We start from the raw sequence: 22086 nt of genomic DNA, 5'->3' as shown, positions 1-22086 counted from the left end.
GAGATACGCGCAACGGCCGCACTGTCGCACGCCGAACAGTGTCTGGGCCGAGAATGACCGCACCATCGCCTGGACGACTCAGGCGAGATGCCTGCGCACGATGACGGTCCCGGACGATGCGGCGGCACACCGACCGGTACCGGCGGGCCTCGCGGGTGAGCGGTCGTAGGGTGAAGCGCGTGACCATCGACCTGCATGCGGACCCGATCACACTGACCGCCGCCCTCGTTGACATCCCGAGCGTCTCGCGCGACGAGGCCGCCATCACCGACGCGGTGGAGCGGGCACTGCTGGAGCAGACGACGGACTTCGAGATCCTCCGGCACGGGAACGTGGTGCTGGCACGCACCCACCGCGGGTTGCCGACCCGGGTGATCCTGGCCGGGCACTTGGACACCGTGCCGATCGCCGACAACGTGCCCGGCCGGTTCGCGGTGGGCCCGACGGGCGAACAGGTCTTCTACGGCTGCGGCTCGGTGGACATGAAATCCGGCGACGCGGTCTTCCTGCATCTGGCCGCCACCGTCGCCGACCCGGTGCACGACCTGACCCTGATCTTCTACGACGGCGAGGAGATCGCCGCCGAGTTCAACGGCCTCGGGCACATCGAACGTGACCTGCCCGACTGGCTCAGCGGCGACCTCGCGGTGCTCGGCGAACCGTCCGGCGGCTGGATCGAGGCCGGTTGCCAGGGCACGCTGCGCGTGCGGCTGAGCGCCTCGGGCGTGCGCGCGCACTCGGCGCGAGCATGGCTGGGCGACAACGCGATTCACCGCTTGGCCCCGGTCTTGCAGCGGCTCGCCGACTACCGCGCCCGGGAAGTGGACATCGACGGCTGCGTCTATCGCGAGGGTCTGTCCGCGGTCCGGGTCACCGGCGGCGTGGCGGGCAACGTGGTGCCGGACGCCGCCGAGCTGGACGTCAACTTCCGTTTCGCGCCCGACCGCACCGTCGACCAAGCCGTCGAGCACGTGCGCGAGGTCTTCGCCGGGCTCGAGTTGTCCTTCGAAGTGACCGACTCGGCGCCGGGCGCGTTGCCGGGGCTGACCGCTCCGGCGGCCAAGGACCTGATCGCGTCGGTACAGCGCCACGGCGGCGGCGGTGTGCGCGCGAAGTACGGCTGGACCGACGTCTCGCGTTTCGCGGCTCGCGGCATCCCCGCCGTCAACTTCGGCCCCGGCGATCCCAATCTCGCGCACAAACGCGACGAACACGTGCCGGTCGACCAGATCGCCGCCGTCACCGCCATGCTGCGCAGCTACCTGAGCGGCACTTCCGGCTGAACGGCTGCGGCTGCGCGCCCGGCGACTCCGCCCGGATGCTTTCGGGCGCGCTGGAGGTCCGGTTGCTGTCAACTCGGCCACGCGGTCGATCTCCGCCGATGGCTGCGATCGGCCCGACTCCGTCTCGCCGCCCGGGCGATTCGCGCGGTGGCGTGCGCCTCGTCCGCCCAGATTGCGACCGCGTCTCGCCCCGCCTGCGTCCGGCTGAACATCGGACGACTTCTCCCGTCCAGCCCGTGAGACCGTCCTGCCGGGCGGTAGCGTGGAACGCATGTCCACCGACGCCGCGGACCGTGAGGTCGCCAACAAGCCGAAGTCGACACCGAAGTTCCGCGGGCCGATCATGTTCCGCCGCGACCGTGCCGACGGCGTCAGCACCGCCGACCGGAATTTGCTGGACAAGCGCGGCGACACGGACTGGGTGCACACCGATCCATGGCGCGTGCTGCGTATCCAGGCCGAGTTCGTCGAGGGCTTCGGCGCTCTCGCCGAGGTGCCCCGAGCGGTGACGGTCTTCGGTTCGGCGCGCACCTCCGCCGACCACCCGGAGTACCAGGCCGGACTTGCCATCGGCGCCGCGCTGGCGCGGGCGGGTTTCGCGGTGATCACCGGCGGCGGTCCCGGCGCGATGGAGGCGGCCAACCGAGGAGCCTGCGAGGCGGGCGGCTACTCCATCGGTCTCGGCATCGAGCTGCCGTTCGAGCAGAGCCTCAACGACTGGGTCGACCTGGGCATCAATTTCCGGTACTTCTTCGTCCGCAAGACGATGTTCGTGAAGTACTCGCAGGCGTTCATCTGCCTGCCCGGCGGCTTCGGCACGCTCGACGAGTTGTTCGAGGCGCTGACGCTCGTGCAGACCCACAAGATCACCCGGTTCCCGATCATCCTGTTCGGCACCAGGTATTGGTCCGGCTTGGTCGATTGGTTGCGCGATTCGCTGGGCGGGTCCGGCAAGATCTCTCCGGGCGACCTCGGACTGCTGCACGTGACCGACAGCGTCGAGGAGGTCGTGAACATCATTCAGGCGGCCGCGATAGCGGGCGGCGCCGAGGACGCGATCGGGACGGAGGATCAGTGGTGAGCGAGCGGCCTTTCGCCGTCTGTGTCTACTGTTCGGCGAGCACGACCGACCAGGACTATCTTTCGCTGGCCGCCCGGGTGGGCACCGAGATCGCCCGGCGCGGTTGGCAACTGGTGTCCGGCGGCGGTCACGTCTCGATGATGGGCGCGATCGCCACCGCGGCGCGCGCCGGCGGCGCGAACACCATCGGTGTGATCCCCAAGCACCTGGTGCACCGGGAGGTCGCCGACGTCGACGCCGACGAACTGGTCGTCACCGACACCATGCGCCAGCGCAAGCAGGTGATGGAGGACCGCGCCGACGCCTTCCTCACCCTGCCCGGCGGCATCGGCACACTCGAGGAGTTCTTCGAGACCTGGACCGGCGGATATCTGGGGCAGCACGAGAAACCCGTCGTTGTGCTGGATCCCAATGGATTCTTCCGCGGGTTGTTCTCCTGGCTGGACGAGTTGTACGAGCGGAAGTTCGTGCCCCAGACAGCGTTGTCCCGGATTACGGTGGTGACCGATCTCCCGTCCGCTTTCGCGGCGTTGGAGGCGCGCCTACCCCGTGAGGAGAGCTGAAGACGTGAGCACCGATGCCCGCTCGACGGTGAGTTTGGTCGACCTCGCCCGGCATCTCCCCGCGATGGCCCTGGACGCGCCCGGCATGCTCCGCAACGCGTTGAACATGCTCGTGACGCCGGATTCCAAGTCGTCTGTCGGGCTGTATTTCCAGCGCAACGCCCACCGGCATCCGGACCGCTTGTTCCTGCGGTTCGAGGGCGCGAGCTACACCTACGGCGAGGCCAACGCGGAGGTGAACCGGTACGCGAGCGTGCTCGCCGCGCGCGGGGTGCGGCGCGGCGACGTGGTGGGCGTGCTGATGACCAACCGGCCGGAAACCCTGTTCGTCGTGCTGGCGACGGTCAAGCTCGGGGCCACCGTCGGATTGCTCAACCATCATCAGCGCGACCAGGTGCTGGCGCACAGCCTCGGCTTGCTCGACAGCGTGCTGAACGTGGTGGGCGCGGAGTGCGCCGAGGCGATCGACTCGCTGCCCGAACCGCCCGCCAACGTGCTCGCGGCCGACGAACTCCGCGACGCGGCCCGCGACGCCGACGCCGGCGACCCGCCGAGCTGTGCGGAGGTCACCGCGCGCGAGCGGGCCTTCCTCATCTTCACCTCCGGCACCACCGGACTGCCGAAGGCCAGCGTCATGACCCACCTGCGCTGGACCAAGAGCATGGGTGGACTCGGTGGCCTGGGAATCCGCTTGCGCGGCAACGACACCCTGTACTGCTGCCTGCCGCTGTACCACAACAACGCGCTCACGGTCGCGTTGTCCGCGGTCCTGGCCGCGGGCGGCACGTTCGCCCTCGGCCGGAGTTTCTCCGCGTCCCGGTTCTGGGACGAGGTCGTTCGCGAACAGGCCACGGCGTTCATCTACATCGGCGAACTGTGCCGCTACCTGATCAACCAGCCGGCCGAGCCGACCGACCGGCAGCACCTGATCCGGCTCGCCGTCGGCAACGGATTGCGTCCGGAATTGTGGGACGAGTTCAAGTCCCGGTTCGGCATCGAGCGCATCGTGGAGTTCTACGGTGCGAGCGAGGCGAACATCGCCTTCGTCAACGCGTTCGGCGTGGACCGGACGGCGGGTTTCGGTCCGCTGCCGTATGCCGTCGTGGCGTACGACGAGGAGACCGGAAAGGCGAAGCGCGACAAGAACGGCCGCCTGCGCCGGGTCGGCACCGGTGGCGTCGGCCTGCTGTTGGCCAAGGTCACCGACCGCTCCCCGTTCGACGGTTACACCGACAAGGCCGCCTCCGAGGCCAAGCTGGTGCGCGACGGCTTCGAATCAGGGGACGTCTGGTTCGACACCGGCGACCTGGTGCGCGACCAGGGCTGGCACCACATCGCGTTCGTGGACCGGCTCGGCGACACGTTCCGCTGGAAGGGGGAGAACGTGGCGACCACCGAAGTGGAGGGCGCGCTGAGCAAGGCGGAGTCGATCGAGCAGGCGGTGGTCTACGGCGTGGACATCCCCGGAACCGACGGCAAGGCGGGCATGGCCGCGGTGACGCTGCATCCGGGCGCGGAATTCGACGGTGCGGCGGTGGCGAAGCTGGCCTACGACCAATTGCCCGGTTACGCCGTGCCGCTGTTCATTCGCATCGTGCACGAGCTGGAACAGACTTCGACGTTCAAGAGCCGCAAGGTGGACCTGCGCAAGCAGGGCTACGCCGACGATCCCGACAGCACGCTGTACGTGCTCGCGGGCCGCACCGAGGGATACATCCCCGCCTACGCCGATTACGCCGCCGACGTAGCCGCGGGCCGCGCCCCGAAGAGCTGACGGCCATCTGCGGAAAGAGCCTGGTGGCGGTGGTTCCCCCACCTCCGCCGGAGGACTGTTGGCTGATCTTGTGGCACTCGACTGGTACGGTCTGAGAATTAGGAGACCACTGGTTTCGTGAGCACACGGGTCACTCGTGGGGTACGCCCAAGCCCCGGCGACACGACCTGTCCGCGATCCCTGTCTCCTGATTTGTACGGCCTGATTCGCGGAGAGGCGGGAGAGCGACATGTTCAGCTCGACCGCGGCCCCGCTTCCCACGCTGTGCGGGCGGCCGGTGGCGACGGATCGGGCGCTCGTGATGGCGATCGTGAACCGCACCCCGGACTCGTTCTACGACCGCGGCGCCACGTTCACCGATGCGGCGGCCATGGATGCCGTGGCGCGCGCGGTGGACGAGGGCGCCGATCTCGTCGACATAGGCGGGGTGAAAGCCGGGCCGGGTGATTCGGTGGACGCGGCCGAGGAGACGCGCCGGGTGGTGCCGTTCGTCGCGGCCATTCGCGCGAAGTACCCGGAGCTACTGATCAGCGTCGATACCTGGCGCGCCGATGTTGCGTTGGCGGCGGTGGGCGAGGGGGCGGATCTGATCAACGACACCTGGGCCGGCGCCGACCCCGATCTCGTTCCGGTGGCGGCCGCGCACGGTGCGGGTGTGGTGTGCAGCCATACCGGTGGCGCGGTGCCGCGCACCAGGCCGCACCGCGTCCGCTACACCGACGTGGTGGAGGAGGTCACCGAAACGGTGGTGCGGGCCGCCGAGGAAGCGCTCGCCGCGGGAGTGCGCCGGGATTCGATCCTGATCGATCCGACGCATGATTTCGGCAAAAACACTTATCACGGTCTCGAACTGTTGCGCCGAGTCGACGTTCTTGTAAAAACCGGATGGCCAGTCTTGATGGCGCTGAGCAACAAGGATTTCATCGGGGAGACTCTAGGTGTCGGTCTTTCCGAACGGCTGGAGGGCACATTGGCGGCGACAGCGTGGTCGGCGGCGGCAGGCGCCAGAGTCTTTCGTGTCCACGAAGTCGCAGCGACCCGGCGGGTCGTGGACATGATCGCCGCTATCCAGGGCATCCGGCCCCCCGCACGAACCTTGCGAGGTCTGGCATGACATTTCAACACCGTGAGCCCGCCTGGGCGACGACCAATACCTGGGACACCCCGAACTGGCGCGTGGACGAACTCGTCTCCGCGAAAGCCGGGCGCACCGTGTCGGTGGTGCTGCCCGCGCTGAACGAAGAACGGACCGTGGCCGACGTGGTGGCCAGCATCCGGCCGCTGCTCGGCACGCTGGTGGACGAGCTGATCGTGCTGGACTCCGGCTCGACCGACGCCACCGCGGAGCGGGCCCGCGCCGCGGGCGCCGAGGTGATCAGCCGCGAGCAGGCGGTTCCGGAGCTGGAGCCGGTTGCGGGCAAGGGCGAAGTGCTGTGGCGCTCGCTGGCGGTGACCAGCGGCGATCTGATCGCCTTCGTCGACTCCGACCTCATCGACCCGGATCCCGCCTTCGTGCCGAAGCTGCTCGGTCCGCTGCTCACGGTGGACGACATGCACCTGGCCAAAGCGTATTACCGCAGGCCGTTGCGGCAAGGCGGCGCGGTGGACGCGCATGGCGGCGGCCGCGTCACCGAACTGGTCGCCCGGCCCCTGCTGGCCGCGCTGCGACCGGAGCTGTCGCAGGTGTTGCAGCCGCTCGGCGGTGAGTACGCGGGCACCCGCGAACTGCTCACCTCGGTGCCGTTCGCCCCGGGCTACGGGGTGGAGATCGGGCTGTTGCTCGACACCTACGACCGGCTCGGCATGTCCGCGATCGGCCAGGTCAACCTGGGTGTGCGCACGCATCGCAACCGCCCGCTGGCCGACCTGGGGGTGATGAGCCGCCAGATCCTCGGCACCGTGCTCGGTCGCAGCGGTATCCAGGACTCCGGCGCCGCGCTGACCCAGTTCCCGCTGATCGGCGACGAGTTCACCGCGCACCGCACCGAGGTCTCCCTGCTGGACCGTCCGCCGATGAACACTCTCCGGCCCGCCTGCGCCGCGGCCTGATCCGTTCTCGCGCCGCATGCGGATGCGGTCAGGCCCCTTCCGCGTGCGGGTCGCGCATGTATCCCGCCTCGATCAGAGTCCGGAAGGCCGCGTACTTGTAGACGCACTCGGAGGGTTCGCAGATCCGGTGGCGCTGCATGAGTTCGTGCGCCTCCGCCACCGTCAACGGCTCGACGGGTAGTCGCTGCGGCCTGCCGATCGGACAGACCGGGAGCGCGGGAGCGGGCAGTTGTTCCGCGATCACGTGCTCGGTGACGCCGACCCGGCGCCGCCGGTTCGCCGGTCCGTGCAGCAACCCGATGGTGGCGAGCAGGCTCGCCGCGCCGACGAGCGAGCAGAGGACGGCGATCTGGGTGGCGGTCACGGCGCATTTCTCCTCTCGGTGGGGCGGGCCGGGCAGAACGTGGCGGGGCCGAAGCGCAACGCACCGTCACCAACGTGTAGTTAATTTTCAGCAAATCAAGTGTGGGCCGAGTGAGCGCGTCGTGCAAGTGGGATTGGGCGCGCCGCCGACCGGTATGTGCGGCTCTGTGGCCGGTTATTCCCGCCGACCGGCGGTCCAATCCGTCACACGTACGAACTTCGAGCTCATCAGCCGGTGAATGGGTCCCCTCGATGCGCTGCATCGGGGAAGTGGAGTGCCGCCGCGCTCGGCCGGAACCTGGGCGACGAGGGAGATGGCCGTCTCATCCGCGCGTCGAGTCCCCGTCGCTGTTCCGGCACTTGTGCCCCGACGTCAGGACGACTGCCTCGGCGTATCCGAAGGCCGGTGGCCGTGGACGCTGGACCGGTCAACGCGGCTTCGACCCCCCCGGGGGTCCGGGGCTGACCGTTCCACCACGTGTGCCGACGTGACCGACTCGTGTGACAGCAGGGTGAGCAATTACCCGAGTGCCGCGCGCTTGGAGCCGGCGCTTCGCGCATCGGGTCCGGCCGCGGCGCGTTGAGCCCGAGAAATCGGTGAATTGCCGCTGTGCCGGTCGTTGGTTAACCGAAGGCTATTGGTTGCGGCGACGATGATCCGCCAGCAATACCTGGTTCGCATCGTCCTCGGTCGCTGAATCCGCGGCTGCGTCACGGGGCTCGTCGGCCTCGGTGCCGGATCGCTCGCGTTCCTCGCGCCCGGGATCGACCGACTCGGCGTCGGTATTCGGCGAGCCGGATTCCGGTTGACCGTCCACTGGGCCGTCCGCCTCGGGCGACGGAGCCGACTGCTCCCGCGCGAGCCGGGCCTGGAGATCGGCGACGGTCACATGAGCCTTCGACCCAGTCGGCCGCAGCAGCACACTGATGATCAGGCCGACCAGGCCCACCGCCAGTACGGCCCCGCCGATCAGCAATAGCGGATTCACGATTTCCTCCTTGCCGGACGCCTCACGCGGCCGTTTCTCGGAGAGCGGTTATCGTCCAGCTATTCAATCATCCGCGTATGAACACACTCGGGGGAGGGGTGGTGATCTGGGGCACATGATGTGCGGCTGCTTTTTAAGTCGAGAGAGTCGCTGTGAACAGGTGATCAGCGGAGGCAATGGTGCCCGTTAGGTTGCTCGAGCCATTTTGCTGCTGCGCCGATTGCGCGCGTTCTGCGCTCGGTAATGATGACCAGATATTTGCTGAAATCCATTGTCTCAGTATGCCCGACGCGCCGGGCATCTCGGGGCGGATCCGCAGCGCCTTCACCCGGGGCGCGGCTCAGCGGCGCAGACCCGTTGCGGGCGATCTGTTCTCGGGATCGTGGCGGTAGACCGGCGTGAGGAGCTCGGCCTCCAGCGGTTCGCCGGTGGCACGGTCGAAGCGACAGGCGATCAGCACGGAGAAGAGGTGATTGCTCGCTCGTTCGTGCAGGGTGGCCAGCCGGGTGGCGAGCAGCCGGATCGCGCCGAGCGAGCCCGGCGGATGCATGCCGTCGATCATCAGTACGCTGCCCCGCCCGTCGGGCCTGGGAAGCCTGCCCAGGTAGGCGATGTCGTGCGGTTCGGGTCCGCCCGGCCGGTAGACCCGTCGGGCCGCCCGGTCCTCGATGCCCCGGCGCGCGTCACCCATTCTGGCTACGGCGCGGCGCAATCGTGGGTCCGCGGCGACCAACTGACGCAAGCTCGGGGACAGTTCCGGCCCGCCCAGCACGATCAAGCCGTCCCGCCGCAAATCGACCGGACGGCCCGGTAGGAAATGTTCGACCGCCACGCTGAAACCGAGTTCGCGTAGCAGCTCGGCCAATCGTTGCGGCGCCGCGGGATCCGGCGCGCCGATCACCCGCCCTGCGCGCACCTCCGGGACGAGCACGGTGAGCGAGCCGTGCCCGAAGAACAGTCCTTCCGGCGCGGGTCCCTGCGTGCTCACCTGGTGGATACGGGCCCGGGAAAGCCCGGCCGCCGCACCGATTCTGGCGAACGTCCAGCCTTCGGCATGGAGCTCCCGGATCACGGCACGCCGAATCCTGGTCAGTTCGTTGATGGTCTGCTGGGCCGCCGCCACCCCGTCGGTGGCCGCCTTCAGTCGCTCGACCTTGTCCTCGATCGCGAACACGCGCGCCACGTCATCGGCCGACATGTGCGAAGTCTAGACAGCTGAACAGCTCAATGTGTCTAGTCTTCTTGACGTTCAGGTGGCGTCGGTGTCGATCGGAGGACGTTCGTTGCGCTCCAACGGCTTATCCAACTTGGGCATCGGATAGTCCGGCATCCCGCTGTTCGTGCTGTACAGGTCCTTGGGATCGGGCAGCGCGCTGTCGAAATCCCGGAACAGCGAATCATCGCCGTTGAGAAGATGTTTGGTCACCATCGCCCGCGGCGTCATACCGCGCAGCTGGTTCAGGTCGGCCAGCGGTTTACGCAGATCCTCGAACTCCGGCCCCAATTCCTCTTTCAGCTGAGACGTGGCGCCACTCGCGTAATCGCGCACCTGCCGCAGGCTGCGCGTGGTCCAGCGCACGGCACCGGGCAAGCGCTCCGGGCCGAGAATCACGAGGGCGGCGACGAGCAGGATGACCATCTCGCTCCAGCCGATGTTGCTGAACACGTAACCAGGCTACCTGGCCCGGTCAGCGGGTCGTCCATTGATAGCCGACCGGGAAATGAACGGTGGGTGTTGTCCGGGCTCTTCCAGGCCGTACAGCATCCACCGCACGTACAAGAAAAGGAATCTATGTGGGGTAGATCACAATCTTGCCGTTGTGTATTCCGCCGTAGCAGTACTCCACGCCGTCCGTCGCGACCGCGGTGTGCCCTCCACCCGGGCGGCAGTCGAACCAGTCGACGTAAGTGTCGTTCGTGGTAGCACCGGCCGGTGCTGCGGACAGCCCCACGGTGGCGACCGCCGCCATAGTGGATCCGAGAATGAAAATGGCGAGATGACGCATCACAGCCCTCCCCGTGCTGCTGGATTTCGACAGCGTGACTCTATCCGCCGCGTTTTGCGGCGTCTAGCGAAAATAACTGGGGTTCTGCGTTATTAGTTGGCGCGGGGAACTGCTAGTCGGATTCCAGGGTCACCGGGACGTCGACTCGGCGGCCGTCGCGGATGAGCTGGACGACCACGGTCTGGCCGATCTTGCTGGACTGTTCGGCCACCGTGAACTCATCGGAGCTGGTGACCTCCCGATCGCCGACGCGCACGATGACATCGCCTTCGACGATGCCCGCCCGCGCGGCAGGGCCGTTCGGCGACACGTCGGCCACCGCGGCTCCGCTCATGACGTCATTGGCGACCGTCTTGGTGCGGAGGGACAGACCCATCGTCGGATGGTGCACCACACCGTCACGGATCAAGGTCTGCGCGACCTCGGTCATCTTGTCCACCGGGATGGCGAAGCCGAGGCCGACCGAGCCGCCGGTCTCGCTGCGGATGGCGGTGTTGATGCCGATGACCCGGCCGTCCATGTCCACCAGCGCGCCACCGGAGTTACCCGGGTTGATCGACGCGTCGGTCTGCACGGCGTCGATCACGGCCTTCGTGTCGCTGCCCTCGCCCTCCAGTTTCACCGGGCGGTGCAAGGCGCTGACGATGCCGGAGGTGACGGTCTTGCTCAGGCCGAGCGGCGATCCGATGGCCAGCACGTCGTCGCCGACCTGCACGTTGCCGGATTTGCCGAGCTGGGCGACGGTGAGATTCTTCACATCGACCTTCAGGACGGCCAGGTCGGTCTTCGGGTCGCGGCCGACGATCTGGGCGGGCACCCTGGTGCCGTCGGAGAACTGCACCTGGATCGCGGATCGGTTGGTCTTGTCCTGGGCGGCCATCGAGACGACGTGGTTGTTGGTGACGACGTAGCCGCCGCCGTCGATCACCACGCCGGAGCCGGTGGCGCCGTTCTCACCGACGGTCACGCGGATGGAGACGACCGAGGGCAACACGGCGTTGGCGACCTTTGCGATCAGGCCGTGCGGGCGGTCTCCGTCGCCGCCCTGTTCGAGGGCCACCTTGCGGGAGGTGAGCGTCGAGGCGGTTTCCGCGGTCAGGCGGCCGACCAGCCCGCCGAGCAGGCCGATGACGAGTGCGACGAGCGCGAGCAGGGCCAGCGCCTTGGGCGCGACTCGGGAGCCGAACAGCACTTCGCGGGCGCTGAGCTTCTCGGCCTGCGGCAGCGCGTGCGGTTTGGGTGTGGGCACCGCGGGGGCTCCGAGGCGGGCGACCGCCTCCGGGTCGCGCCATGGATCGGCCGGCCCGGCAGCGGGAGCCTGGCCACCGGCCGCGTCGGGATCGCGCTGCAGGAGTTCGCTGGAGCCTTCTGGACGGCCGAAAGCCTCGGCCAGGACCGCCTCGGGCGGACGGTTCTGCAGTTCGGGACCGGATTGCGGCGCCGCGCCCGCCTTACGGAGCGGCAGCGGCTCGGCGAACGAACCGGACAGGCCGGACGGTCTGCGGAAGGCCCGGGCCGTGTGCGTGTCGACATGGGGCCGGTAGACCGGGCGCGGACCGAGCACGGGTGCGTCCGGAGGACGTAGATTCCCGCGGTTGGCCGCCGAATCCGAGGTGTCGGCCGATCCGGAATTCGTCGATTCGGTGGTCACTCGGGAAACTCTACTTGCGCCACCACGTGGTCCACCGGGTCGCGGTGAACGAATCGGTCAGAAACCCGAAAACCGCGTCGTTACGCCCGGACTGACCGGAGGTCGGGGAGGGCGTCCGGCCACTGGACGCGCCGCCGGGCAACTCCGCGAGGGGAATCCTGGTCAGGCTGTCGTGCAGCCCGGTCGGAATCGCGACCTGGCCTGCGTGCCGCAGTGCGATGCGCGCCTGTTGCTGGGCATCGACCTCGGCCGCGCATTCGGGACACAGCGAGAGGTGCTGAGCGGCACGCAGGTAGGCGTTCATCCGCAACTCACCGTCCACGTACGCCGCGATCGCCTCGCTCGCCAAATGCTCGGTGGGGCGAAAACGGGGCGGACGACGACCGGACGTGCTGAAGTCGCCACTCATTCGGTGCTCACCCTTCCAACCGACATCGACCGATGTTCGGGCGATGCCGGCTTCCGACGAATCACCCTATGTTCGCGTCAGCGGCGAACCGCTGCTCACTTCCATTATGCGCAAGGTAGTCGCGCAGGGCTTGGCGTCCACGGTGGATCCGACTGCGCACAGTGCCCAGTTTCACGCCGAGCGTAGCGCCGATCTCCTCGTAGGACAGCCCCTCGATATCGCACAGGACCACGGCCGCGCGGAACTCCGGCGCGAGCGAATCCAGGGCCGATTGCAGGTCGGGATCCAGCCGGGCGTCGTGGTAGGCCTGTTCCGGCCCCGGGCCCTCGGCGGGCACCCGGTCGTAGTCCTCGGGCAGCGCTTCCATCCTGATCCGGTTGCGGCGGCGCACCATGTCCAGGAACAGGTTGGTGGTGATGCGGTGCAGCCATCCCTCGAAGGTGCCCGGTTGGTAATTCGACAGCGAACGGAACACCCGGATGAACGTCTCCTGGGTGAGGTCCTCCGCGTCCTGTGCGTCGCCGGAGAGTCGGTAAGCCAGGCGATAGACCCGGTCCGCGTGCTCGCGGACGAGTTCGTCCCACGTTGGCATCGCCGACCGGTCGCCGGTGGCATCGAAGGCAGCAGTCCCGGTCAGCTCGACCGCGTCCTCGGCGGACTCGGCCTCGACCGGCAGGATCTGCTCGGGCAGGGTGGCGTATTCGCGCGCCGCATCGACCATGTGGATGGGGCTACCTCCTACTAGGGACCGCAAACGTCGGGAACTCGCTCGGGGCCGGGTCTACGGTCCGTCACGTACGGATACAACCGACAACCGGTATGTCGTTGTTCCCGCGTCCCGTGTTAAGGCACGGTCGGTGGTCTTGCGATGCCCATACTCTTTCTGGTCCTGATATGGCCGGGTTATGGAGATGCTGAGGGTCACCTGAGAAAACCGGCGGCGGAAATGGCGGGCGGCGCGTGTTGTCCGGAACGCCGAGATCACCCGCCCGGCGTTAGCCTCATACCCGTGGCATCGAATCTGGAGCGGAATCTCGCCTATGTGGAGGAATCCGTCGTGGAAGACGAAATCCTCGTCAGCGCGCGGGAACGGGCCACCGAACTCGGCGCGATACCCGTGCCGCCCTCGGTGGGTGCGCTGCTGAGCATGTACGCGCAGTTGCTCGGTGCGCGCGCGGTGGTCGAGGTCGGCACCGGCGCGGGCATCAGCGGCCTGTGGCTGCTCGACGGCATGCGCGAGGACGGCACGCTCACCACCATCGATTCGGAGCCGGAACACCAGCGCGCGGCCAAGGAGGCGTTCCGCGCCGCCGACATCCCGCCCGCGCGCACCCGCCTGATCAACGGGCGGGCGCTGGACGTGCTGCCCCGGCTGGCCGACGGCGCCTACGACCTGGTCTTCATCGACGCCGCCCCGCTGGAGCACCCGGAGTACGTCGCTCAGGCCGTGCGGCTGCTGCGCGACGGCGGCGCCATCCTGCTGCACAACGCGCTGCTGGGCGGGCGCGTACCCGATCCGGCGCAACGTGATCCGGCCACGCAGGCGGTGCGCGCCGCAACCCGCGCCATCGCGGAGAATCCGGAACTCACCTGTGTGCTGATTCCGGTCGGCGACGGATTGCTCTGCGCCTCACGCGGTTAGCGATTCGCGCGGCAGTCTGATTCCCCCCTGGAATCCGGGGTATGCGCTGAGAAAGAACTCAGTGAGGAAAACAGTTATGCGTGAACTAACACCCCTCGAAGTAGCGGCTATGGGGGAAGTCGTGACCGAACGGCGCACGAGCTGGTTGCGGCCGACGATGATGGCCCTGCTGCTCGTGATTCTGGGAGCGGTGCTGGTGATGGTGGTGGTGAGCAACACCGATTTCGACACCGGCCCGGCGAAAACCACGCCTACCCCCGGTCCCTGTGAGCCGTTCTGCACCCAGAACGTCGCCCCGCCCGCCCCGTAATCCCGCCGTCGACCGTGCGCGTACTCCGGCCGAATAGGCCTGCCGCCGAAGTTTTTTCGGAATTCCTGGCCGCCGTGCCGTTTCTCATCGCAGCCGCACCACCCGGCGGCGTTCGCGAAACAGCCACCGAACGAGCACGGTTCGGCGCATGATGCCGCGAAAGACCGAAGATCCCCGATACTGGTGGAAGTCATGTTCCGAGTGGATCCGGAGGCGGGTGCGGCATGGTGATGATGATGTTTCTCTGGGACGAAGACGAGCGTCGTCCGAAGCCGATTCATTGGGGCCGGACCATGATCGCTTTCGCCGCGGTGCTGTTGTTCGCCGTGCTGGTGGTCTATTTGGTGAGTACCGCCGATTTCGGTGGCGCCTCGAAATCCACCGTGCCGCGCACCCCGGGCCCTTGCGCGCCGTTCTGCATCAATTCGCCCGCGCCCGAGCCGGGCGCGCCCTAGCCCGATCCAGGCGGTACTACACCCAGACGCCCTTGCCGACCGTGACGACACCGCCGTTGCTCACGGCGAAGCGGCTGCGGTCGCGCGCCAGGTCCACTCCGATGATCTCGCCCTCGCCGACGACGACGTTCTTGTCCAGAATGGCGTGCCGTACCACCGCGCCGCGCCCGATCCGCACGCCGGGCATGAGCACGCACCCCTCGACAGTGGCGCCGTCGTCGACCATGACGTTGCCGCTGAGCACCGAATTGCGGACGGTGGCGGCCGACAGGATGCTGCCCGCGCCCACGATGCATTCCTGCGCCAGCCCGCCCTGGGCGAACTTGGCGGGAGGAAGGTTCTCGGTCGCCCCGCGGATCGGCCAGTGACGGTTGTAGAGATTGAACACCGGATGCACCGAGACCAAATCCATGTGCGCGTCGTAGAACGCGTCGATGGTCCCGACATCGCGCCAGTAGCCGCGGTCGCGGTCGGTGGCGCCCGGCACGTCGTTGTCGGCGAAGTCGTAGACACCGGCCTGCCCCGCCGCGACGAGGGCCGGGATGATGTCGCCGCCCATGTCGTGGTCTGAGTCGGAGTTGTCCGCGTCCGCCCGGATCGAGTCCACCAGCACCTTGGTGGTGAAGACGTAGTTGCCCATGGACGCGAACGTGACGTTCGGGTCGTCCGGGGTGCCGGGCGGATGCGCGGGCTTCTCCAGGAACTGCGTGATGCGGCCGGACTCGTCGCTGTCGATGCAGCCGAACGCGCTCGCCTGGCTGCGCGGCACCCGGATGCCGGCCACGGTTACGCCGGCGCCGGAATCGATGTGATGGCGCACCATCTGCTCCGGGTCCATCCGGTAGACGTGATCGGCGCCGAAAACCGCGATGTATTCCGGGTCCTCGTCGTAGATCAGGTTCAGTGATTGCAGGATCGCGTCCGCGCTGCCGGTGTACCAGCGCGGTCCCAGCCGCTGCTGGGCGGGCACGGGGGTGATGTACTCGCCCGCGAAACCGGACAACCGCCAGGTCTGCGAGATGTGCCGGTCGAGCGAATGCGACTTGTACTGGGTGAGCACGCACAGCCGCAGGAAACCCGCGTTGACCAGATTGCTGAGTACGAAATCGATGAGACGGTAGGCGCCGCCGAACGGGACGGCGGGCTTGGCGCGGTCGGCCGTGAGTGGAAAGAGTCGCTTGCCCTCACCACCGGCGAGCACGATTCCGAGTACGTGCGGCTGGCTCCTCACACCTGCCAAACTACCGGGTGAAGCGCCCGTGAGTGGCCGCCGCGGGCGCGAACGTTTAGTTTGGATCGGTGAGTTTCGGCACGGATGGCGGACGTTCGCCGGTGGATTCCGGCGAACGGGACCGGCTTCGCGTCGCGATGCTGACCCGCGAGTATCCGCCCGAGGTGTACGGCGGGGCCGGGGTGCACGTCACGCAGTTGACGGCGCATTTGCGTCAACTGTGCGAGGTGACCGTGCATTGCATGGGTGTCGACCGCGCCGATGCCGTGGTCCACCAACCGGATCCGTCGCTCTACGCCGCCAACGCCGCGCTGCAGATGATGTCCGCCCAGTTGCGGATGGCCGACGCGGTGGGCGATGTGGACGTGGTGCACTCACATACCTGGTACAGCGGCTTGGCCGGTCATCTGGCCGCGGCCCTCTACGGCGTCCCGCACGTGCTGACCGCCCATTCCCTGGAGCCGCGCAGGCCGTGGAAGGCCGAGCAGCTCGGCGGCGGCTACCGGCTGTCGTCCTGGTCGGAGCGCAACGCCGTCGAGCACGCCGACGCCGTCATCGCGGTGAGCGAGGGCATGCGCCACGACGTGCTCGACGCCTACCCCGCGGTGGACCCGGACCGTGTGCACGTGGTGCACAACGGCATCGACGGGGCGGTCTGGCACCCCGGCCCCCCGGCGGGCGGCGAGCCGTCGGTCCTCGCCGAACTCGGCGTGCGGGCCGACCTTCCCCTCGTCGCCTTCGTCGGCCGCATCACGCGCCAGAAGGGCGTCGGCCACCTGCTGGCCGCCGCCCGCGACTTCGACCCCGACATCCAGCTCGTGCTGTGCGCGGGCGCGCCGGACACGCCGGAGCTGGAGCACGAGGTCGCCACGGCCGTCCAGGAGCTGCGACAGCGGCGCGGTGGGGTGTTCTGGGTGCGCGAGATGCTGCCGACCGAGCGGATCCGGCAGATTCTCGCCGCGGCGGCCCTGTTCGTGTGCCCGTCGGTGTACGAGCCGCTGGGCATCGTCAATCTGGAGGCGATGGCCTGCGCGACCGCGGTGGTCGCCTCCGACGTGGGCGGCATCCCCGAGGTGGTCGACGACCGCAACGGCCGACTGGTGCACTACGACGCGGGCGCAGCCGAGGACTACGAGCACGGACTCGCCGCCGCCGTGAACGAAGTGGCCGGTGATCCGGAGCTGTCCGCTCGGCTGGGCGCCGCGGGGCGCGAGCGCGCGATCTCCGAATTCGACTGGTCACGCATCGCGGCGCGCACGGTCGCGGTCTACGACGAGGTCAGAAAAGGCTGAGCCGGGCGATCAGGCCGCTCGGCGGTAGGTGCCGACGACGACCGACGCGGTGACCTCGACGGTCTCCGGCAGCCGCGCGAGACGCTCCGCTCCGGCGGCCGCGTGATGCGCGGACGGACCCATGCCGACCACATGTCCGACATCGGTTCTGGCGAGCGTCATCGGATACTCGATCAATGTCCGGTCCACGGGTTCGAGATGTCCCGTCATCGCGGCGTCGAGCCTGCTGTTCTTGTCGGGGTCGACCCGCACCATGTCCAGCGGCTCGATCAGTTCGCCCAAGTGGCGCTCGGTGGGTGTGGCGACAACGAAGCGACCGTCCTCGGTGAGCACCCTGGCGATCTCGCCGGGATTGCGCGGGGCGAAGACGGAGAGTACGCAGGCGAGCGCGCCGTCGCGGATCGGTAACCCGCGCCATGCGTCGGCCAGCACCGCCGCGGCGCGCGGGTGCGCGCGGGCGCACCGCCGGACGGCGGGTTTGGCCACGTCCAGCCCGATGCCGACAGCCGGGGGAGCGGCGTCGAGTGCCCGAGCGAGGTAGTAGCCGGTGCCCGCGCCGACCTCCAGCACCGGACCGTCCGTCCGGCGCGCCGTGGCGGCGCGCGCCACAGCGTCCGCGATCGGCCTGAAGTGGCCCTCGCTCTGGAAGGCGGCGCGGGCGTCGAGCATGGCCGCGGTGTCCCCGGTCATCTTGGTCGACGCACCGGTCAGCAGGCTGACGTAACCCTGCCTGGCGACGTCGAAACTGTGGCCGCGACCGCAGCGCAGTGCTCGATCCCGCGGTTCGAGCGCGAGCGACGCGGCGTCCCGGTGCGCCCGCAGGCATTCCGGGCAGGCCAGGACGTCGGCCGCGTCGGCGAGGGCCGAGTGCTCAGCCGGGGCCACTCAGCTCGTGACGCTCTTCAGTTCGTCACCGAGCGCCGCTGCTTCGTCCGGCGTGAGCTCGACGACCAGACGCCCGCCACCCTCGAGTGGAACCCGCATGACGATTCCACGCCCTTCTTTGGTTGCCTCGAGGGGACCGTCCCCGGTACGGGGCTTCATGGCCGCCATCCTCTGCTCCCTCCAGATCTGCGCGGTCCTTGCGCACTTTTTGGAACTCCAGTTGTCACCAACCAGCGAGCTCGCCGGCGTTTGGCGAGCTACACCCGTCCCATTCTTCCCTATCGCCGATAGGGACGGATAGCTGAGTTCAAAAAGTGACCGGTCGGCCCGTCTCGGGCCGGGCGCTGCCCACCCAGCAGTCGGCCACATGATCATCGACCATTCCGGTCGCCTGCATCAGGGCGTACGCCGTGGTCGGTCCGACGAACCGGAATCCACGCCGTTTCAATTCTTTTGCCATGGCGGTGGATTCGGGCGTGGTGGCGGGCACGTCGGCGCCGGAGCGCGGGCGCGGGCGCGGCAGCGGGGCAAACGACCAGAGCAACGCGTCCAAGCCGACGTCGAGGTCACGCGCGACGCGTGCGTTGGCGATGGCCGCGTCGATCTTGAGGCGGTTGCGGACGATGCCGGCGTCGGCCATCAGCCGGGCGACGTCGTCGTCACCGAACTCCGCGACTCGCGCGATCGAGAAATCGGCGAACGCCGCGCGGAAGGCCGGGCGTTTGCGCAGGATGGTCAGCCAGGACAACCCGGATTGGAACGCCTCCAAGCAGAGCCGTTCGAACAACGCGTCGTCGCCGTGCAGGGGCTTGCCCCACTCGTAGTCGTGGTAGTCCCGGTAGAGCTGGGAATCCAACGGCCACGCGCAGCGGATCAGTCCGTCGTCGGCGAGGGCGCTCATTTCGACTCCGGCGCGATCGGCGTCTGCCATCGCGCGGCCTGCGCCTCGGCCAGCTGGTGCTGGAGCTCATCGATCCGCGCGGCCAGCCGGGCCAGCGCCCAATCCACCTCTCCGGCTTTGTAGCCGCGCACCACCTGCTGGAATCGCAACGCGCGCACGTCCGCCCCGGTGATCCCCTCCACCGGCAGCACGGTGGCCGTCGTACCCTCCGGCAGCGGCCCGAGTTCCTCCGCCCGCCCGAACACCGCACTGGCCAGTAGGAACAGCACCGCGGCGACCAAGCCGACGATCAGCACGTACAACAGCATGGTGAGCATGGGACCGAGCTTATTAGCGAGCACTGACAGTCGGGCTCGCGCGTGGCCCTACAAATGCCGGGTGGTGTCGATGCCGAGCGACATGCCCGCGAGGCCGCGGCGGCGGACGGCGAGCTTGTCGGCGACCTCCAACAGGGCCTTGGCGGCCGAGTTCTCCGGATCGCGCAGCACGATCGGAGTGCCTTCGTCGCCCGCTTCGCGCAGCGCCTGTTCGATGGGGATCTGTCCGAGCAGCGGCACGGTCGCACCGACGGCGCGGGTGAGCCGGTCGGCGACGGCCTGACCGCCGCCGGAACCGTACAGGTCCATCCGGGTGCCGTCCGGCAGGTCCAGCCAGGACATGTTCTCCACCACGCCCGCGATGCGCTGCCGGGTCTGCAACGCGATCGCGCCCGCCCGCTCGGCCACCTCCGCGGCGGCGGGCTGCGGGGTGGTGACGACCAGGATCTCGGCGTTCGGGATCAGCTGTGCGATGGAGATCGCGACATCGCCGGTGCCCGGCGGCAGATCCAGCAAAAGGATGTCGAGGTCGCCCCAGAACACGTCGGCGAGGAACTGCTGCAACGCACGGTGCAGCATCGGGCCGCGCCAGACCACGGGGGTGTTTCCCTGGGTGAACTGCGCGATCGAGATCATCTTCACGTCGTGCGCGACCGGCGGCATGATCATCCGCTCCACCTGCGTCGGCCTGGCGTCGGTGCCGAGCATGCGCGGGATGGAATGACCGTAGATGTCCGCGTCCAGCACGCCGACCGACAGGCCACGCGCGGCCATGGCCGCGGCGAGGTTGACCGTCACGCTGGACTTGCCGACGCCGCCCTTTCCGGAGGCGACGGCGTAGACGCGGGTCAGCGAGCCGGGCTGGGCGAAGGGGATGACCGGATCGGCGGAGTCGCCGCGCAGCTGCTTGCGCAGTGCGGTGCGCTGCTCGTCGTCCATCACGTCGAGGTCGACGCTGACGGCGCCAACACCAGGCACGTCGGCGATGGCCTTGCTCACCCGCTGCGTGATCTCGGTGCGCAGGGGGCAGCCCGCCGTCGTCAGATAGATCTCCACGTGGACATCGCTATCGGCGCCGATGACGACGCTTTTCACCATGCCCAGCTCGGTGATCGGCTTGCGGATCTCCGGGTCGTCGACCTTCGCGAGGGCACCCCGCACATCCGATTCCGTAACCACTGGCATGGCCGGAATTTTAGGCGTGTCAAATTTTGGGCAGGTCTCCGGCCCGGGGTGCGACCCCTGTGCTGTAGGAGGTCTCCCATGCCATGACGTTCGCGACGTAGGCCATGGAGTGGTTGTAGCGCAGGATCGCCTTGGACTGTTGCGCCAGGTCGCGCATGTTCAGGCCGCCGTCGCAGAGGTACCTCCCCGCCGTCAGCGCGGCGTCGAAGAGGTTCTGCGGATCGGCGATGCCGTCGCCGTTGCCGTCGGCCCCGTAGCGCTTCCAGGTGTCGGGCAGGAACTGCATCGGGCCGATCGCGCGGTCGTAGCTGTCCAAGCCGTCCAGCGCGCCGTCGTCGGAATCCCGGACGACGTGGTTGCCGTTGAGCGAACCGTCCAGCACGGGGCCGTAGACGGGGCTGAGCGGGTTGCCGTCGGCGTCGGCTTTGCCGCCGTACGCGTGGGTGGACTCGACCCGGCCGATACCGGCCAGCAGCGACCACGGCATGCCGCACACCGGGTTCTCGGCGGCCAGGACCCGTTCCGCGTTCTGATAGGCGGCGACGGCGATGCCGGGGACGCCGAGCGGCCCGGCCTGCATGGCGGCGGCCTGCCGACCACTGGGCAGCGCAACGGTTTTCACCACGGGTGTCGCTGTGGGAGCGGCCTTGGCCATTGCGTGAGCGAGGAATTCGGTCCCGGCGACGGGCTCGACCACCGATTGCGCGGCGCCCTGAACGTCCTGGCCCTCCGGCGTATGGACGGCGGTCGCGAGCGGCGCTGCCTCGCCTACCTCGGAGGCGGCCGTGACGGATACGAGCCCTGCGGGAACCAATCCGGTCAGCGCGATGACGGAACTCCGTCGAACGGTGGCAGGCGGTTGTTTTCGATGACGCCCCACGGTGTGGTGACCCTCCCATGGCTCGCTGTGAGCCGTTTGTTATGGAACCAAGAGGAAGGGTACCGCATCCGAGATCTGTTTGTTACTGCTTCGTGATCTGATGTCAGGTTTGAATCATTGCTGGGGCGCGGGCGGCGCGGGAAGTGGGATGACGATGCCGAACGGCAGGGTGATTCCGGGCGACGGCGTGGGTGTGGGTTCGGCGGCGGTCGCCGATTCGGGTTCCGGTGCGGGTGGTGTGGTGTTGGCGGGTTCGGATTCGCCGCGAGACTCGTTGTCGCGGGCGGGTAGGTCACCCGGGATGGGGGCAGGTTCGGCGGTGGCGAGCGTGGTGTCCGGCTGTCCGCATCCGGCGGCGAGCTGGTCCTGTGTGCCGGGTTGTCCTGCGGGAGCGGGCTGTCCCGCTGTAGCGGCCTCTGCGGCTTCGCCCGCCCCGGCGGGATCGGTGGAACCCGGGTTGCGCGGCTCGGCCGCTGCGGCGCCGTAAGGCTGCTGCGGTGCGAGCGGTACGCGGGCGGTTCCGGGTAGGTCCGGGAACGGCATCGGAGCGGGAACCGATTGCCCGACACAGGGATTCACCGGCGCTGGAGCCGGGCAGAAGATCCCGCACGGGATCGGCGGCAGACCGGGAAGCGTGATCATCACCTGCGTCGGCTGCGGTCGCGGCCGGGGCGCTCGATACTGTCCGGCCGGATCCGTCGTCGGGGTGGTGGTGCGCACCGCGCTCATGTCCGTGCCCGGCCCCACCGGCGGCAACGACCCCGGCGCCACCAGATCCGGCGACACCCGCACCTGCGTCGGCGAACCACCCGACCGATAC

General features: G+C 68.5%; 25 protein-coding genes and 1 pseudogene. 10 read left to right on the top strand and 16 right to left on the bottom strand.

Annotation, left to right across the window (positions count from 1 at the left end; translation table 11 throughout):
* The first annotated feature begins 179 nt into the window (after positions 1-179).
* From dapE to ACIA5H_RS13015, 6 genes are all read left to right on the top strand, one after another.
* Positions 180-1283, top strand: coding sequence for a succinyl-diaminopimelate desuccinylase (gene dapE / locus ACIA5H_RS13040; RefSeq protein WP_397076077.1), 1104 nt, complete (start codon positions 180-182; stop codon positions 1281-1283).
* Positions 1284-1554: 271 nt separating this feature from the next.
* The gene (locus ACIA5H_RS13035; RefSeq protein ID WP_397076075.1) at positions 1555-2364 is read left to right on the top strand and encodes a TIGR00730 family Rossman fold protein; all 810 of its coding nucleotides are present in this window, start codon (positions 1555-1557) and stop codon (positions 2362-2364) included.
* Positions 2358-2927, top strand: coding sequence for a TIGR00730 family Rossman fold protein (locus ACIA5H_RS13030; RefSeq protein ID WP_379255965.1), 570 nt, complete (start codon positions 2358-2360; stop codon positions 2925-2927). Before ACIA5H_RS13035 ends, ACIA5H_RS13030 begins: the two co-directional genes overlap by 7 nt.
* A 4-nt stretch (positions 2928-2931) precedes the next feature.
* On the top strand, positions 2932-4701 hold the full coding sequence (locus ACIA5H_RS13025; protein ID WP_397076072.1) for a long-chain-acyl-CoA synthetase: 1770 nt from the start codon (positions 2932-2934) through the stop codon (positions 4699-4701).
* 229 nt (positions 4702-4930) lie between these two features.
* Positions 4931-5815: a dihydropteroate synthase gene (gene folP, locus ACIA5H_RS13020; protein WP_379255963.1), complete on the top strand. Its 885-nt coding sequence runs from the start codon at positions 4931-4933 to the stop codon at positions 5813-5815.
* Positions 5812-6750 carry a glucosyl-3-phosphoglycerate synthase gene (locus ACIA5H_RS13015; RefSeq protein WP_355080402.1) on the top strand — a complete coding sequence of 313 codons (939 nt, stop codon included), beginning with the start codon at positions 5812-5814 and terminating at the stop codon, positions 6748-6750. The genes folP and ACIA5H_RS13015 overlap by 4 nt, the downstream gene beginning before the upstream one ends.
* Positions 6751-6778: 28 nt before the next feature.
* Here the strand turns inward: ACIA5H_RS13015 and ACIA5H_RS13010 are convergent, their stop codons facing one another.
* The 8 genes from ACIA5H_RS13010 to sigE form a co-directional block, all read right to left on the bottom strand.
* Positions 6779-7114, bottom strand: coding sequence for a hypothetical protein (locus ACIA5H_RS13010; protein WP_355080404.1), 336 nt, complete (start codon positions 7112-7114; stop codon positions 6779-6781).
* 634 nt (positions 7115-7748) lie between these two features.
* The gene (locus ACIA5H_RS13005) at positions 7749-8102 is read right to left on the bottom strand and encodes a hypothetical protein (RefSeq protein ID WP_397076069.1); all 354 of its coding nucleotides are present in this window, start codon (positions 8100-8102) and stop codon (positions 7749-7751) included.
* Between the two features lie 340 nt (positions 8103-8442).
* Positions 8443-9300 carry a hypothetical protein gene (locus ACIA5H_RS13000; RefSeq protein WP_355080407.1) on the bottom strand — a complete coding sequence of 286 codons (858 nt, stop codon included), beginning with the start codon at positions 9298-9300 and terminating at the stop codon, positions 8443-8445.
* 51 nt (positions 9301-9351) lie between these two features.
* Positions 9352-9768, bottom strand: coding sequence for a Sec-independent protein translocase protein TatB (tatB, locus tag ACIA5H_RS12995; protein ID WP_067804157.1), 417 nt, complete (start codon positions 9766-9768; stop codon positions 9352-9354).
* A 124-nt stretch (positions 9769-9892) separates the two neighbouring features.
* Entirely contained in the window at positions 9893-10108 is a 216-nt protein-coding gene (locus ACIA5H_RS12990) for a hypothetical protein (protein WP_355080409.1), read from the bottom strand.
* A 112-nt stretch (positions 10109-10220) separates the two neighbouring features.
* A complete protein-coding gene (locus ACIA5H_RS12985; RefSeq protein WP_379255961.1) occupies positions 10221-11759 on the bottom strand; it encodes a S1C family serine protease in 1539 nt (512 codons plus the stop codon).
* Between the two features lie 10 nt (positions 11760-11769).
* Complete coding sequence (locus ACIA5H_RS12980) at positions 11770-12168, bottom strand: hypothetical protein (protein WP_379255960.1); 399 nt, start codon at positions 12166-12168, stop codon at positions 11770-11772.
* A gap of 61 nt (positions 12169-12229) precedes the next feature.
* On the bottom strand, positions 12230-12889 hold the full coding sequence (gene sigE, locus ACIA5H_RS12975; protein WP_355080414.1) for an RNA polymerase sigma factor SigE: 660 nt from the start codon (positions 12887-12889) through the stop codon (positions 12230-12232).
* A 288-nt stretch (positions 12890-13177) separates the two neighbouring features.
* Here sigE and ACIA5H_RS12970 point away from each other — a divergent pair, with 288 nt between their 5' ends.
* The 3 genes from ACIA5H_RS12970 to ACIA5H_RS12960 all read left to right on the top strand — a co-directional run bounded on the left by ACIA5H_RS12970 (position 13178) and on the right by ACIA5H_RS12960 (position 14575).
* Entirely contained in the window at positions 13178-13810 is a 633-nt protein-coding gene (locus ACIA5H_RS12970; RefSeq protein ID WP_379255959.1) for an O-methyltransferase, read from the top strand.
* Positions 13811-13886: 76 nt separating this feature from the next.
* On the top strand, positions 13887-14120 hold the full coding sequence (locus ACIA5H_RS12965) for a hypothetical protein (RefSeq protein WP_356966616.1): 234 nt from the start codon (positions 13887-13889) through the stop codon (positions 14118-14120).
* Between the two features lie 224 nt (positions 14121-14344).
* On the top strand, positions 14345-14575 hold the full coding sequence (locus ACIA5H_RS12960) for a hypothetical protein (RefSeq protein ID WP_356966614.1): 231 nt from the start codon (positions 14345-14347) through the stop codon (positions 14573-14575).
* A 16-nt stretch (positions 14576-14591) separates the two neighbouring features.
* Here ACIA5H_RS12960 and glgC read toward each other — a convergent pair whose 3' ends face one another.
* Positions 14592-15806, bottom strand: a complete 1215-nt coding sequence (glgC, locus tag ACIA5H_RS12955) for a glucose-1-phosphate adenylyltransferase (protein WP_355080419.1) — start codon at positions 15804-15806, stop codon at positions 14592-14594.
* Between the two features lie 137 nt (positions 15807-15943).
* On the opposite strand from glgC, the gene glgA reads away from it, so the two are divergent.
* Positions 15944-17098, top strand: coding sequence for a glycogen synthase (gene glgA, locus ACIA5H_RS12950; RefSeq protein ID WP_379256034.1), 1155 nt, complete (start codon positions 15944-15946; stop codon positions 17096-17098).
* 9 nt (positions 17099-17107) lie between these two features.
* Here the strand turns inward: glgA and ACIA5H_RS12945 are convergent, their stop codons facing one another.
* The 7 genes and pseudogenes from ACIA5H_RS12945 to ACIA5H_RS12915 form a co-directional block, all read right to left on the bottom strand.
* The gene (locus ACIA5H_RS12945) at positions 17108-17983 is read right to left on the bottom strand and encodes a putative RNA methyltransferase (RefSeq protein WP_379255957.1); all 876 of its coding nucleotides are present in this window, start codon (positions 17981-17983) and stop codon (positions 17108-17110) included.
* Positions 17984-18151: a DUF3117 domain-containing protein gene (locus ACIA5H_RS12940; RefSeq protein WP_011211259.1), complete on the bottom strand. Its 168-nt coding sequence runs from the start codon at positions 18149-18151 to the stop codon at positions 17984-17986.
* 139 nt (positions 18152-18290) lie between these two features.
* Complete coding sequence (locus tag ACIA5H_RS12935) at positions 18291-18914, bottom strand: DNA-3-methyladenine glycosylase I (protein WP_397076063.1); 624 nt, start codon at positions 18912-18914, stop codon at positions 18291-18293.
* Positions 18881-19201: a DivIVA domain-containing protein gene (locus tag ACIA5H_RS12930; RefSeq protein WP_039800550.1), complete on the bottom strand. Its 321-nt coding sequence runs from the start codon at positions 19199-19201 to the stop codon at positions 18881-18883. Before ACIA5H_RS12930 ends, ACIA5H_RS12935 begins: the two co-directional genes overlap by 34 nt.
* A gap of 48 nt (positions 19202-19249) precedes the next feature.
* Positions 19250-20386, bottom strand: a complete 1137-nt coding sequence (locus ACIA5H_RS12925; protein WP_355080423.1) for an Mrp/NBP35 family ATP-binding protein — start codon at positions 20384-20386, stop codon at positions 19250-19252.
* A 19-nt stretch (positions 20387-20405) separates the two neighbouring features.
* Positions 20406-21266 carry a lytic murein transglycosylase gene (locus ACIA5H_RS12920; RefSeq protein ID WP_356966607.1) on the bottom strand — a complete coding sequence of 287 codons (861 nt, stop codon included), beginning with the start codon at positions 21264-21266 and terminating at the stop codon, positions 20406-20408.
* 114 nt (positions 21267-21380) lie between these two features.
* Positions 21381-22086: pseudogene (locus tag ACIA5H_RS12915) on the bottom strand (lytic transglycosylase); the annotation flags it as partial.

It is taken from the genome of Nocardia sp. NPDC051900, assembly GCF_044452545.1.
Taxonomy (GTDB): domain Bacteria; phylum Actinomycetota; class Actinomycetes; order Mycobacteriales; family Mycobacteriaceae; genus Nocardia; species Nocardia sichangensis.
The sequence above is the reverse complement of the archived record's forward strand: the minus strand, read 5'-3'. Positions and strand labels throughout refer to the sequence as shown.

Coding starts and splice junctions, on each gene's coding strand:
- glgA (WP_379256034.1), top strand. CDS start 15,944: ATGCTGACCCGCGAGTATCCGCCCGAGGTGTACGGCGGGGCCGGGGTG.
- ACIA5H_RS12965 (WP_356966616.1), top strand. CDS start 13,887: ATGCGTGAACTAACACCCCTCGAAGTAGCGGCTATGGGGGAAGTCGTG.
- ACIA5H_RS12940 (WP_011211259.1), bottom strand. CDS start 18,151: ATGGCGGCCATGAAGCCCCGTACCGGGGACGGTCCCCTCGAGGCAACC.
- ACIA5H_RS13015 (WP_355080402.1), top strand. CDS start 5,812: ATGACATTTCAACACCGTGAGCCCGCCTGGGCGACGACCAATACCTGG.
- ACIA5H_RS12930 (WP_039800550.1), bottom strand. CDS start 19,201: ATGCTCACCATGCTGTTGTACGTGCTGATCGTCGGCTTGGTCGCCGCG.
- ACIA5H_RS12980 (WP_379255960.1), bottom strand. CDS start 12,168: ATGAGTGGCGACTTCAGCACGTCCGGTCGTCGTCCGCCCCGTTTTCGC.
- ACIA5H_RS12935 (WP_397076063.1), bottom strand. CDS start 18,914: ATGGCAGACGCCGATCGCGCCGGAGTCGAAATGAGCGCCCTCGCCGAC.
- sigE (WP_355080414.1), bottom strand. CDS start 12,889: ATGGTCGATGCGGCGCGCGAATACGCCACCCTGCCCGAGCAGATCCTG.
- ACIA5H_RS13000 (WP_355080407.1), bottom strand. CDS start 9,300: ATGTCGGCCGATGACGTGGCGCGCGTGTTCGCGATCGAGGACAAGGTC.
- ACIA5H_RS13035 (WP_397076075.1), top strand. CDS start 1,555: ATGTCCACCGACGCCGCGGACCGTGAGGTCGCCAACAAGCCGAAGTCG.
- ACIA5H_RS12990 (WP_355080409.1), bottom strand. CDS start 10,108: ATGCGTCATCTCGCCATTTTCATTCTCGGATCCACTATGGCGGCGGTC.
- ACIA5H_RS12960 (WP_356966614.1), top strand. CDS start 14,345: ATGGTGATGATGATGTTTCTCTGGGACGAAGACGAGCGTCGTCCGAAG.
- ACIA5H_RS12925 (WP_355080423.1), bottom strand. CDS start 20,386: ATGCCAGTGGTTACGGAATCGGATGTGCGGGGTGCCCTCGCGAAGGTC.
- folP (WP_379255963.1), top strand. CDS start 4,931: ATGTTCAGCTCGACCGCGGCCCCGCTTCCCACGCTGTGCGGGCGGCCG.